The organism is Mycobacterium sp. NGS69 (assembly GCF_059812165.1).
Genome location: NZ_JCALCD010000001.1, coordinates 387,751 through 400,062, shown reverse-complemented (window position 1 = coordinate 400,062; position 12,312 = coordinate 387,751). Strand labels below are relative to the sequence as shown.

The following is a 12,312-nucleotide window of genomic DNA, read 5'->3' as shown; positions in this document are numbered from 1 at the left end:
TCATAGCGCCTCCAGCACTCGACGGCGATGCGCCTCGGGCGTACCCCAGGCCGAGCGTAGTGCCTGCACCCGCAGCAGCCACAACGACAGGTCGTGTTCCTGGGTGAAGCCGATCGCGCCGTGCGTTTGCAGCGACGCGCGCGCCGCGAGCAGGGCCGCCTCGGATGCCGCCGCCTTCGCCGCGCTCACGTCGCGCGGCTCCAGCGACAGCGCCGCGCCGTACACGAGGGGGCGGGCCAGCTCGATCGCGATGTGCACATCGGCCAGCTTGTGCTTGATCGCCTGATAGGACCCGATCACCCGGCCGAACTGGCTGCGTTGCTTGGCGTAGTCGACCGCGCCGCTCAGCAGGGCCTCGGCGGCGCCGACCAGCTGCGCCGCGGTGGCGAGCGCCCCGAACTCGTAGGCGCGCATGACGTCCGCTTGCCAGGGCTCACCGGACGCGGTGACCTCGTAGAGGCGGCGGCTGGGGTCGACGGACTCGTAGGGGGCCGCCGGCCCCCCAACTAGCGCAGCTTCGGTGACACCAGCGTCGGTGGCCAGCAGCAGCAGCCCGGCCGTGTCGGCGTCGACGGCGCGCGGGGTGTGCGGCGGCATTGCGACGCTGGCGATGAGCTCGCCGGCAGCCAGGCCCGCGCAGCGCTCGTCGTCCGCCAGCAAAACCGGTGCCACGGCAATGGATTCGGCCACCGGGCCCGGGACGCACCAGCGCCCGAGGCGTTCGATCGCGACCACCAGATCGACGGGATGGGCCTCGATGCCGTCGAATTTCTCCGGCACGGCCAGCGCCGTGACGCCGAGGTTGGCCAGCTGCTCCCACACCTTGCGGCCGGGCGCGGTGTCGCCGGCCGACCAGGCGCGGATCGCGCCCGGCAGGTCCGCGGCGCCCAGCGCCGCGTCGATGCTGGCGGCGAAGTCGCGTTGTTGTTCGTCTAGTGCGAAGTCCACTATCGCTTCTCCCGGGGCAGGCCCAACAACCGTTCGGAGATGATGTTGCGCTGAATTTCGTTGGTGCCGGCGTAGATCGGTCCGCCCAGCGCGAACAGCAGCCCCTCGGTCCACGAACCGGCGAGCTCGCCGTCGGCGCCCAGCATGTCGAGCGCGGTCTGGTGTATCGCCACATCGAGGTCCGACCAGAACACCTTGGTCACCGACGACTCGGCGCCGAGTTCACCGCCGGCGGCCAGCCTGGTCACCGTGCCGAAGGTCTGCAGGCGGTAGGCCTGCGCGTTGATCCATGCGTCGGCGACCCGGTCGGCGAATCCCGCCGGGCTGCCGCGGTCCTTCCACAGCCGCACCAATCGCTCGGCCGCCGCCAGGAAGCGGGCCGGGCTGCGCAGCGACATGCCGCGCTCGTTGCTCGACGTGCTCATGGCCGCCCGCCAGCCGTCGTTCGGGGTGCCGATCACGTCCTGGTCGGGAACGAAGACGTCGTCCAGGAAGATCTCCCCGAAGCCGGTGTCGCCGCCGAGCTGGACGATCGGCCGGACGGTGACGCCCTGGGCCTTCAGGTCGAACATGAGGTAGGTGAGGCCGTTGTGCCGCTCGGCCGCGGGGTCGGAGCGGAAAAGGCCGAAACCCATCTCCGCGAACGGCGCCCGCGAGCTCCAGATCTTCTGGCCGTTGAGCAGCCAGCCGCCGTCGGTCTTGGTGGCGGTGGACCGCAGCGACGCCAGGTCACTGCCGGACTCGGGCTCCGACCAGGCCTGCGCCCAGATCTGTTCGCCGCTGGCCATTTTCGGCAGGATCCGGTCGAGCTGCTCGTCGGTGCCGTGTGCGAACAGCGTCGGGGCCAGCATCGAGGTGCCGTTGGCGCTGGCCCGCCCCGGCGCCCCGGCGCGAAAGTACTCCTCCTCGAACACCACCCAATGCAGCAGCGGCGCGTCGCGGCCGCCGTACTTCTCCGGCCAGGTGATCACCGACAGGCCGGCGTCGAACAACACCCGGTCCCAATGCCGGTGTTGTGCGAAGCCTTCCGCGTTGTCGTAGGACTTCGTCGGGATCGAATCGGCGTTGGCCGCCAGGAAGTCCCGGACTTCGGCTTGGAAGGTAAGCGTCTCGTCGTCTAGTTGCAGATCCAATTCAGGCCAACTCTCGCAGTTGTGCTTTGACCACCTTGCCGCCGGCGTTGCGCGGCAATTCGTCGACGAACCGCACCGACCGCGGTGCCTTGAAGTTCGCCAAATGCTCACGGGTGTAAGCGATCACCAATTGCTCGTCCAGGTCGGAACCGGGCCGGGGCACCACGAACGCGCGCCCCACCTCGCCCAGCCGCTCGTCGGGTACCCCGATCACCGCGGCGTCGGCCACCCCGTCCATCCGGGCCAGGACCTGCTCGACCTCGGCGGGGTAGACGTTGAACCCGCCGCAGATGTTCATGTCCTTGAGCCGGTCGGTGATGCGCAGGTTGCCGGCCTCGTCGATGGCGCCGATGTCCCCGGTGTGCAGCCAGCCGTCGGCGTCGATCGCGGCGGCCGTGGCGGCCGGGTCGTCGAGGTAGCCGAGCATCACGTTCGGACCGCGCAGCAACACCTCTCCCGATTCGCCGGGAGTGCTTGATTCGATGCGCAATTCGAAGTCCGCGAACGGCCGCCCGCAGGTGGTGGCGACGGTGACCGCGTCGTCGTCGGCGCGGCACATGGTCCCCATGCCGTTGCCCTCCGTCAGGCCGTAGGCCGTCAGCACGATGTCGATGTCGAGCTCGGACTGCATCCGCTCCACCAGCACGACCGGCACGGTGGCCGCACCGGTCACCGCGAACCGCAGCGAGCTCAGGTCGTAGTCCTTGCGCGCGGGATGGTCCAGCAGGGTCTGGTAGATGGTGGGCGGCCCCGGCAGCACGGTGATGCGGTGCTGCTCGATCGCCTGCAGCGCGCGCAGCGGGTCGAACGTCAGGTGCGGGATCAGCGTCGCGCCGGTCTGCAGGCACGCCAGGATGCCGGCCTTGTAGCCGAAGTTGTGGAAGAACGGGTTGATGCAGAGATAACGGTCGTCCGCGGTGATCTTGCCGTTGGCGGCCCACGACGCCGAGGCCGACAGCGACTGCCGGTGCGCGCACATCACGCCTTTGCTGCGGCCCGTGGTGCCGGAGGTGAACAGGATGTCGCTGACGTCGTCGGGGGTGACCGCAGCGGCGCGAGCGGCGACCGCCTCGAGCTCGGCGCCGCGGGCCATGAACTCGTCCCACGTCCCGTCGTCCGCCTCGATCGGGATCCGGACGATGTGCCGCAGCGCGGGCAGCGCCGCACGGTCCAGGTCGGCGATGCGATCGTGGCCGAGGAACCGGCCCATCCCGAACAACACCGGCGCACCGGTGCGGGCCAGGATGTCGGCGGCCTCCTCGGCGGTGTAGCGCGTGTTCAGCGGCACCATCGCGGCCCCGGCGTGGTGAATCGCGAGGCAGGCCACCACCCAATGCCAGGTGTTCGGCGACCAGATCGCGACGCGGTCGCCGGCCTCGACGCCCAGCGCGATGAGTGCGGCCGCCGCGCGATGCACCTCGCCACGCAGTTCGGCGGAGGTGAAGGTTCGCTCATCTGTGATCAGCGCGTCGTGGTCGGGCAGCTGGTGCGCCAAACGATCCAGCGCCGCGGGCACGGTGCGGGGATCGTTCGTCATCGGGTGCTCCTCTAGGACCGCTCGGGGCCTGATCGCCCGGCTCCTCCACACGCCGCTGCGCGGCGCGCATCGTCGCCCGGGCCACCAAAGCAAGTGCTTGGTAGGTTAGCCTACAGGGCATGCAGGACGTCGAGGAGTTCCGGGCCGAGGTCCGGCAGTGGCTCGCCGACAATCTGGTCGGCGAATTCGCGGCCCTCAAAGGCCTCGGCGGCCCCGGGCGCGAGCACGAGGCGTTTGAGGAACGCCGGGCGTGGAACCAGCACCTCGCCAAGGCCGGACTGACCTGCCTGGGCTGGCCGGTCGAGCACGGCGGCCGAGGGTTGTCGACCGCGCACCGGGTGGCGTTCTACGAGGAGTATGCGAAGGCGGACGCGCCGGACAAGGTCAACCACTTCGGTGAGGAGCTGCTCGGTCCGACGCTGATCGCATTCGGGACGCCTGAGCAACAGCAGCGCTTCCTGCCCCGCATCCTCGACGTCACCGAGCTGTGGTGCCAGGGCTACTCCGAACCCGGCGCAGGCAGCGACCTGGCCAACGTCTCGACGACCGCCGAACTCGACGGCGACGAATGGGTGATCAACGGTCAGAAGGTGTGGACTTCGCTGGCGCACTGGGCGCAGTGGTGCTTCGTGGTCGCCCGCACCGAGAAGGGGTCCAAGCGGCATGCCGGGCTGTCGTATCTGTTGGTGCCGCTGGAGCAGCCCGGGGTGGAAGTGCGCCCAATCATCCAGCTGACGGGCGACTCGGAATTCAACGAGGTGTTCTTCGACGACGCCCGCACCGACGCGTCGTTGGTGGTCGGCGAGCCCGGCGACGGCTGGCGGGTCGCGATGGGCACGCTGACCTTCGAGCGCGGCGTCTCGACGCTTGGGCAGCAAATCCGCTACGCCCGTGAGCTTTCCAACCTGGCCGAGCTCGCGCGGCGCAACGGCGCCGCCGACGACCCGTTCACTCGCGAGCGGCTGACGCGGGCGTGGACCGGGCTGCGGGCCATGCGTTCGTACGCGCTCGCCACCATGGATGTCGAGCAACCCGGCCAGGACAACGTGTCGAAGTTGTTGTGGGCCAACTGGCATCGCGCCCTGGGCGAGCTGGCGATGGACGTGGTCGGCAGGGCCGGGATGGCGCTGCCCGACGGCGAATTCGACGAGTGGCAGCGGTTGTTTTTGTTCACCCGCGCGGACACCATCTACGGCGGGTCCAACGAGATCCAGCGCAACATCATCGCCGAGCGGGTGCTCGGCCTACCGCGAGAAGTCAAGGGATGAGCGCTTGCGCGAAGACGCAGGAGGAAGCATGAGTCTGTCCGAAACTCCGAAAGAAGTTGCCGGGCACGGCCTTCTCGACGGCAAGGTCGTCGTCGTGACCGCCGCGGCCGGAACCGGGATCGGTTCGGCCACCGCCCGGCGAGCCCTGGCGGAGGGTGCCGACGTGGTGGTTTCCGATCACCACGAGCGGCGGCTGGGGGAGACCGCCGACGAACTCGCGTCGCTCGGCCTTGGCCGCGTCGAGAAGGTGGTGTGCGACGTGACGTCCACCGCCCAGGTCGACGCCCTGATCGACTCCACCACCGCGCGCATGGGTCGCCTCGACGTGTTGGTGAACAACGCCGGGCTGGGCGGGCAGACCCCGGTGGTCGACATGACCGATGACGAGTGGGATCGCGTGCTGGACGTCACGCTTACGTCGGTGTTCCGCGCCACCCGCGCGGCGCTGCGGTATTTCCGCGACGCGTCGCACGGCGGGGTGATCGTCAACAACGCCAGCGTGCTGGGGTGGCGCGCGCAGCACTCGCAGTCGCACTACGCCGCGGCGAAGGCGGGGGTGATGGCGTTAACCCGTTGCAGCGCAATCGAAGCCGTGGAGTACGGCGTCCGGATCAACGCCGTCTCGCCTAGCATCGCGCGGCACAAGTTTCTGGACAAGACGACGTCGGCCGATTTGCTGGACCGGCTGTCCGCCGGCGAGGCGTTCGGCCGCGCCGCCGAGCCTTGGGAAATCGCGTCCACCATCGCGTTTCTGGCCAGCGACTACTCCAGTTACCTGACTGGAGAGGTGATTTCGGTCTCCAGCCAGCATCCGTAAGCAGATCGGCTTACTGGCGGGCGAGGTTAAACAGACCCGCGATACCGGTGCCGATGTTGCCCAAGCCGGAGAGATCGCCGCTGAAGGGGCCGCTTCCGGCGCCGATAATGGGGCCCTTGACGCCGGTGTTGAAGAAGCCCGAGACATCGCTGTTGCTAACCGAACCGCCGCTGACTCTGTTGAAGAGGCCCGAGACGTCTCCGTTGAAGGCGCTGCCGCCGCTGGCCGAGTTGAAGAAGCCCGACACAAACTGGCCCGTGTTCCCAAAGCCCGATTCACCCTTACCGGTGTTGTTGAATCCCGAGTTCACCAGGCCGCTGTCAGTAGTGAACCCGACGCCCGTGTTCACGTTGCCAGAATTCAAGAAACCCGTGTTTGTACTGCCCGAATTCCCAAAGCCCGTATTGACGTCGCCCGCATTCCAGAAGCCCGTGTTTGCATCGCCCGAATTTCCGAAGCCTGTGGCGGTGTTGCCCGAATTCCCGAAGCCGCTGTCGAACTGGCCCGCGTTCCCGAAGCCCGTGCCGAGAGTATTCGAGTTGCCGAACCCGAAGTTCAAGACGCCGGAGTTTCCGATGCCAATGTTGTTGATGCTGCCCACAACTCCAGCCCCACCCGGCACCAGGGTATTGACACCCGAGTTGAAGATGCCGATGTTGCCGCTGCCCGAGTTGAAAAAGCCGATGTTGTTCGTGCCGGAGTTCCCGAAGCCGATGTTGCCGGTGCCCGAGTTCAGCCCGGCGAAAGCGAATTGACCGGTCGCCGAGTTGTAATAAGCATTCCCGATACCGATCAGATTGTTACCCGTAAGGCCGAAGCCGACGTTGCCGCTGCCGGTGTTCCCGCCGCCGATGTTCGCGCTGCCGAGGTTGCCCAAGCCGAAGTTGCCGTTGCCCTGGTTACCGATGCCGACGTTATAACCGCCCGGATTTCCGGTCATCATGCTGGCCTCGCCGAAATTCCCAAAGCCGATGTTGGCGTTGCCGACGTTTCCGCCGCCCAGGTTGGAATTGCCGGTGTTTCCGCTGCCGAGGTTGCCGCTGCCTTTGTTGCCGCTGCCCAGGTTGAAGTTGCCGAGGTTGCCGATGCCCAGGTTGGGCAGCGTGGCGAGGATGTCCTGCAACGTCTGCGCGGGCACCAATTGTGCGGCCGCCGCCGACACCCCACCGTGATAGCCCACCATCGCCGACACATCCTGGGCCCACATCGTCTCGTAGGCGCTCTCAAGTTCGGCGATCGCCGGCGCGTTGAGCCCAAACCAGTTCGACATCACCGCCTGTACAAAGGAATTCCGGTTGGCCGCCACCGCCAGCGGATGGATCGTTGCCGCCTGCGCCGCCTCGAACGCACTGGCCACCGCCTGCGCCTGTCCGGCTGCGCCCGCGGCCTGGGCGGAGGCCGAGCTGAGCCAACTCGCATATGGACCCGCTGCAGCCGTCATTGCCTGCGATGCCGGCCCCTGCCATGCCTGACCCGCCAACCCCGAGATCACCGACGAAAACGACTCCGCTGCCGTCCCCAGCTCATCGGCCAGACCGTTCCATGCCGCAGCGGCCTCCAGCATCGGCGCAGATCCGGCACCGCTAAATATCCGCAGGGAATTGATTTCCGGGGGTAACACCACGAAGCTCATGACCGTCGACCTCCACGTTTTGGCCCATTTGTCGGCATCGGGCCGGCCCCAACGTCGGGAGATTACGACGCTGCCGGGGGGTTTCTCCCGGTTTTGCTGAAATTCCTCCCAGTTCGAAACCCGGGAATCCTCCGTTACCGTGGCGCGGAACGTGAGCTACCGAGGCCGCGTCGGTAATTGGGGCCCATCCGCGCCCTAGCTGGCCGAGCAAGCGCTTGGTTGATACCCTGATCCGGTGGACCGAGTGACCGGTCAGGCTAACAGCCGGCGAGACGAGTTGCTTGCGCTCGCCGCGACCATGTTCGCCGAGCGCGGCTTGCGCGCCACCACCGTGCGCGACATCGCCGACGGTGCGGGCATCCTGTCCGGCAGCCTGTACCACCACTTCTCCTCCAAAGAGGAGATGGTCGACGAACTCCTCCGCGATTTTCTGGATTGGCTGTTCGCCCGCTACCGGGAAATCATCGATAGCGAGCCCAACCCGCTGGAGCGGCTCAAGGGGCTGTTCATGGCGTCGTTCGAGGCGATCGAGAATCGCCATGCGCAGGTCGTCATCTACCAAGACGAGGCCAAACGCCTCCTGTCGCAAACCAGGTTCTCCTACATCGAGGACATGAACCGCCAACAACGCAAGATGTGGGTCGAGGTGCTCAATCAGGGCATCGACGAGGGCTGCTTCCGGCCCGACCTCGATGTCGACCTCGTCTACCGTTTCATCCGTGACACCACCTGGGTGTCGGTGCGCTGGTATCAACCCGGCGGACCGCTCACCGCGCAACAGGTGGGTCAGCAATATCTCGCCATCGTGCTTGGCGGCATAACCAAAGAAGGAGTCTGAAACATGGCCCGTGTCGGCGACGATGCAGAGCGAAGCGATGAGGAGGAGCGACACAATGGCTGAGGCGTACGTCATCGACGCAGTGCGCACCGCGGTCGGCAAGCGGAACGGTGCACTGGCCGGGGTGCATCCCGTCGACCTGGGCGCCTTGGGGTGGCGCGGACTGCTCGACCGCGTCGACGTTGACCCCGCCGCCGTTGAAGACGTGATCGCCGGCTGCGTCGACGCCATCGGCGGGCAGGCGGGCAACATCGCCCGGCTCTCCTGGCTCGCCGCGGGCTATCCCGAAGAGGTGCCGGGTGTCACCGTGGACCGGCAGTGCGGTTCCAGCCAGCAGGCGATTTCCTTTGGTGCGCAAGCGATCATGTCGGGAACGGCGGACCTCATCGTGGCCGGCGGCATGCAGAACATGAGCCAGATCCCGATCTCGTCGGCGATGACCGTCGGTGAGCAGTTCGGGTTCACCTCGCCCACAAGCGAATCCAAGCAGTGGCTGCACCGCTACGGTGACCAAGAGATCTCGCAGTTCCGCGGCTCGGAGATGATCGCCGAGAAGTGGAACCTGTCGCGCGAGGAGATGGAACGGTTCGCGCTGACCAGCCACGAGCGCGCGTTCGCGGCGATCCGGGGCGGGCACTTCGAGAACGAGATCATCACCGTCGAAACCGAATCCGGCCCGTTCCGGGTCGACGAGGGTCCCCGCGAGTCGTCGTTGGAGAAGATGGCCGGCCTGAAGACGCTCGTCGAGGGCGGCCGGCTGACGGCGGCGATGGCCAGCCAGATCTCCGACGGTGCCAGCGCGGTGTTGCTGGCCTCCGAGCGGGCCGTCAAGGACCACGGATTGACACCCCGGGCCCGCATCCACCACATCAGCGCCCGCGCCGCCGACCCGGTGTTCATGCTGACCGGGCCGATCCCGGCCACCCGCTACGCGCTGGAAAGGACCGGGCTCTCAATCGAAGACATCGATACCGTCGAGATCAACGAGGCGTTCGCGCCGGTGGTTCTCGCGTGGCTCAAGGAGATCAAGGCCGACCCCGAGAAGGTCAACCCCAACGGCGGCGCGATCGCCCTCGGTCACCCGCTCGGCGCCACTGGGGCCAAGCTGTTCACCACCATGCTCAACGAGCTTGAGCGCATCGGCGGCCGCTATGGTCTGCAGACGATGTGCGAGGGTGGCGGCACGGCCAACGTCACGATCATCGAGCGGCTCTAGCCCTTCCCCGCCAAGCGTGCGATCCACGACGCGTCTACGGCGTGTCGCGTCGTGAATTGCACATTCGTGCCCTTGTCGGTGTGGGTCGGCAGGATGCCCGCATGGCTGAAGTCTTCTTGGTACGTGAGGCCCTGGCCGCCAAGACGATGCCGGAGCGCGCGATGCGCTCGCTCTACGAAGCGGTGTACCCGGGTGTGTACGTGCCCGCCGGCATCGAGCTGAGCGCGCGGCAGCGAGCGCAAGCGGCATGGCTATGGTCGCGACGTAAGGCAGTCATCGCGGGCAATTCGGCGGCGGCACTGCTGGGCGCCAACTGGGTGCGCCCGGCTCTCGACGCCGAACTCATTCACGCTAATCGGCGGCCGCCGGCCGGCGTCACGGTGCACATCGAGACGTTGCTTCCCGACGAGGTCGTCGACGTCGACGGCATGCCCGTGACAAGCCCAGCGCGAACGGCTTTCGATATCGGGCGGTGGACGTCCGCACGATTAAAAGCCGTCCAGCGGCTCGATGCACTGACGAATGCGACCGGCGTCACGATCGACGACATCGAAGCCGTAACGGGCGCGCATCGCGGGGCCCGCGGGTTGGTACGGCTGCGAGGCGTGTTGCCGCTCGTCGACGCCGGTGCCGAATCGCCCCAGGAGACACGCACCCGGTTGGTATTGATCGACGCCGGGCTGCCCGCGCCGCAGACTCAGATCAGGGTGTGTGACGAATACGGCGACTTCGTTGCGCGAATCGTCATGGGATACCGCGAACTCCTCGTCGGCATCGAGTACGACGGACCCCAACACTGGACGGACCCGGTGCAGCGTCAACGCGACATCGACCGGCAAGTCGCATTGGCCGACCTGGGCTGGACCATCGTCAGGGTGAGCAACGACCTGCTCCGCTATCGCCAAGGGACGCTCGTTGCCCGGGTGGTTGCCGCGATGCGGACCGCGGGCTGGCCGGCCTCGCCGCCGAGTGTGCAGTCCACGACGTCCGCACGGCGTGTCGCGTCGTGAATTGCACACTGGCCGTTGAACTTAACGGGCTCCCAGCACCAGCGCGATTCCGCCCAGGGCCAGCAGCCAGCTCGTGAAGCTGCCCACCAAAAAATATTCGGTCACCTCGTCGATGCCGACATCACCGTTGCGGTTCTTTTGGGCGCTCAGCTCAGGAAAGCGGATGATGCCCTTGGCCGCGACGACGGCGCTCGCCGCGGCCACCTGCCCACCGACGCCGAGGCTCAGGATCAGCAAGCGCTCCATCGGGCCCAGCAGCCGGCCGCCCTTGAGCCGGTCCGATGGCTGCGGCTCCCCGGCGGGACGCACCGCGCCCACCGAGCCAAGCACCAGGCGCACCAACTGATTTCCGGTGGCGAACTGCACCAGCACCACGGCGACGATCATCAGCAGGCGGGTGGGTGTCACGTGGCTCAGCGGCAGCTGCACCCAGCTCGACCACCGCGCGATCAGTCCGTTCACCGGCGAGGACCATCCGGACAACGCGATCGCGAGTACCAGCGCGACGGCGAACACGGCCAACGGCGCCGCTTGTCGCTTGCCGCTGCGCTCGGCGCGCAGGCAGAGCCACTCCCAAGCGACGGCCGCGGCGGCCGCCAGCACGAGCAGCGGGATATCGCCGCGATGCCACAGCGCACCCAGCGCGGCGCAGCCCGCCACCACGATCGGCGCGACCATCAGGGGGAGCCAGGCCGCGCCGACTGCTCGTCGGCACAGGTCGGCAATCCCGACAGCGATCAGCAGGACCGCGACCGCACTCATGGCAAGCTCCGAAGATATTGGGACGCGCGGACAATCAGGTCCAGACCGTCACGAGCCGCCCGCTGGGACACCGCGGAAGGGCTGATGCCCTCGGCCGCGGCGAGCTCCTTCTTGGTCCGGCCCGTCATCAAGCCCCTCACAATCCGTAACGATCTTTCATCGAGCGATCCAAGCAGATGGTCCCGACAAATCAGCGCCGCGTTGACGGCCGCGACGTCGGCGCGCGTGTCGTCGTCCGCCCGGAAGGTGGTGCGCACCAGCGTGAACCCGGGCTGCCGCTGGGCCTCCGCCGTCTGCTGGATGGCGGCCCGCGCGGTCCACCAGCCCGGCCCATCCTGGATCCCGGCGTCGGCGTCGAGGATGGCGACCGTCCCCCAGCCGATGCCGAACCGGACGTCGGTCTCGGGGGCAAGCAGCAGGCGCACCGTCAACGCGGCGTCGATGGCGGCACCGAGGCTGGGGTAGCTGCCCTGAAACTCATCGCCGACGGTGAAGGCGGGTGGGTCGAGGGCGCCGTCGGCGACCTGCCGCAGAGCGGTGGCGACGCGCCGATGCAGCGCCGGCCGGTCGCGGGCGCGCCGCGACCCGACGACGTCGCCGATCAGGGTCGCGCGCAGTGAAGGTGTTGACTTCACCAGAGTCATATGAAGACTATAGCTTCATTCCTGGTATATTTAGGAATTAACTTCATCGGGTGGTGGCGATAACGCCGCTCAGCTCGTCGATTGGTCCTTGAGTCTGAGGTACCCGTCGATGCCGACTCGCTTGAACGTGCGTCGGCGTTGGGCCGACAGCATGGGCAGCGCCGTCGCCGCATCGATGATCTCGGGCTGTGCCACCTCGTAGTCTTCGCCCTGCGACAAGATGGTCGCCCGCCCCGCCGCGCGGATGTTCTGCAACCAATCCACCTCGGTGCCGTAGGGCAGCGGTATCACGAAGCCGTCGGCGATGCGCTCGGCTACCACCGGCGTGGTGTACTGCTTGCCGGAGCGCCGCCCGGTGTGCTTGATCGCGGCCGCGTACCAGTGCTTGTGGCCGGCCAGCTGCACCATCAGCGGATTGAGCAGGTATTTGTTCGAAGTACGAACGGCGTTCAAGAGCGGAGTGGGCCAGGATCCCGGTGCCAGCGTCATCATCCGTCCAGGATGAC

The 12,312-nt window shown here is 67.4% G+C and carries 12 protein-coding genes; 5 read left to right on the top strand and 7 right to left on the bottom strand.

Annotated elements, in window-relative coordinates:
* From AC5Y2S_RS02120 to fadD3, 3 genes are read right to left on the bottom strand one after another with little or no spacing between them, the layout of a single operon-like run.
* Positions 1–948 (bottom strand): acyl-CoA dehydrogenase family protein, encoded by a 948-nt coding sequence (locus AC5Y2S_RS02120; RefSeq protein ID WP_499953492.1) that lies wholly within the window; start codon positions 946–948, stop codon positions 1–3.
* A complete protein-coding gene (locus tag AC5Y2S_RS02115) occupies positions 948–2,081 on the bottom strand; it encodes an acyl-CoA dehydrogenase family protein (protein WP_499953490.1) in 1,134 nt (377 codons plus the stop codon). The genes AC5Y2S_RS02120 and AC5Y2S_RS02115 overlap by 1 nt, the downstream gene beginning before the upstream one ends.
* 1 nt (position 2,082) lies before the next feature.
* Complete coding sequence (gene fadD3 / locus AC5Y2S_RS02110) at positions 2,083–3,618, bottom strand: 3-((3aS,4S,7aS)-7a-methyl-1,5-dioxo-octahydro-1H-inden-4-yl)propanoate--CoA ligase FadD3 (protein WP_499953488.1); 1,536 nt, start codon at positions 3,616–3,618, stop codon at positions 2,083–2,085.
* A gap of 119 nt (positions 3,619–3,737) precedes the next feature.
* Here fadD3 and ipdE1 point away from each other — a divergent pair, with 119 nt between their 5' ends.
* Entirely contained in the window at positions 3,738–4,886 is a 1,149-nt protein-coding gene (gene ipdE1 / locus AC5Y2S_RS02105) for an acyl-CoA dehydrogenase IpdE1 (RefSeq protein ID WP_499953487.1), read from the top strand.
* 28 nt (positions 4,887–4,914) lie between these two features.
* Positions 4,915–5,703, top strand: a complete 789-nt coding sequence (gene ipdF / locus AC5Y2S_RS02100) for a (5R,7aS)-5-hydroxy-7a-methyl-1-oxo-2,3,5,6,7,7a-hexahydro-1H-indene-carboxyl-CoA reductase (RefSeq protein WP_499953485.1) — start codon at positions 4,915–4,917, stop codon at positions 5,701–5,703.
* Positions 5,704–5,713: 10 nt separating this feature from the next.
* Here the strand turns inward: ipdF and AC5Y2S_RS02095 are convergent, their stop codons facing one another.
* On the bottom strand, positions 5,714–7,336 hold the full coding sequence (locus AC5Y2S_RS02095; protein ID WP_499953483.1) for a PPE family protein: 1,623 nt from the start codon (positions 7,334–7,336) through the stop codon (positions 5,714–5,716).
* A 235-nt stretch (positions 7,337–7,571) separates the two neighbouring features.
* On the opposite strand from AC5Y2S_RS02095, the gene kstR2 reads away from it, so the two are divergent.
* The 3 genes from kstR2 (at position 7,572) to AC5Y2S_RS02080 (ending at position 10,400) form a co-directional block, all read left to right on the top strand.
* Entirely contained in the window at positions 7,572–8,174 is a 603-nt protein-coding gene (gene kstR2, locus AC5Y2S_RS02090) for a TetR family transcriptional regulator KstR2 (RefSeq protein ID WP_499953481.1), read from the top strand.
* A gap of 55 nt (positions 8,175–8,229) precedes the next feature.
* Positions 8,230–9,390: a steroid 3-ketoacyl-CoA thiolase FadA6 gene (fadA6, locus tag AC5Y2S_RS02085; RefSeq protein ID WP_499903804.1), complete on the top strand. Its 1,161-nt coding sequence runs from the start codon at positions 8,230–8,232 to the stop codon at positions 9,388–9,390.
* Between the two features lie 101 nt (positions 9,391–9,491).
* Positions 9,492–10,400, top strand: coding sequence for a type IV toxin-antitoxin system AbiEi family antitoxin (locus AC5Y2S_RS02080; RefSeq protein WP_499953479.1), 909 nt, complete (start codon positions 9,492–9,494; stop codon positions 10,398–10,400).
* 21 nt (positions 10,401–10,421) lie between these two features.
* Here AC5Y2S_RS02080 and AC5Y2S_RS02075 read toward each other — a convergent pair whose 3' ends face one another.
* From AC5Y2S_RS02075 to AC5Y2S_RS02065, 3 genes are all read right to left on the bottom strand, one after another.
* Complete coding sequence (locus AC5Y2S_RS02075; protein WP_499953477.1) at positions 10,422–11,162, bottom strand: hypothetical protein; 741 nt, start codon at positions 11,160–11,162, stop codon at positions 10,422–10,424.
* Positions 11,159–11,806, bottom strand: coding sequence for a SatD family protein (locus AC5Y2S_RS02070; protein ID WP_499953475.1), 648 nt, complete (start codon positions 11,804–11,806; stop codon positions 11,159–11,161). The genes AC5Y2S_RS02075 and AC5Y2S_RS02070 overlap by 4 nt, the downstream gene beginning before the upstream one ends.
* A 69-nt stretch (positions 11,807–11,875) precedes the next feature.
* Positions 11,876–12,298, bottom strand: a complete 423-nt coding sequence (locus AC5Y2S_RS02065) for a PNPOx family protein (protein ID WP_499953474.1) — start codon at positions 12,296–12,298, stop codon at positions 11,876–11,878.
* Positions 12,299–12,312: the final 14 nt, after the last annotated feature.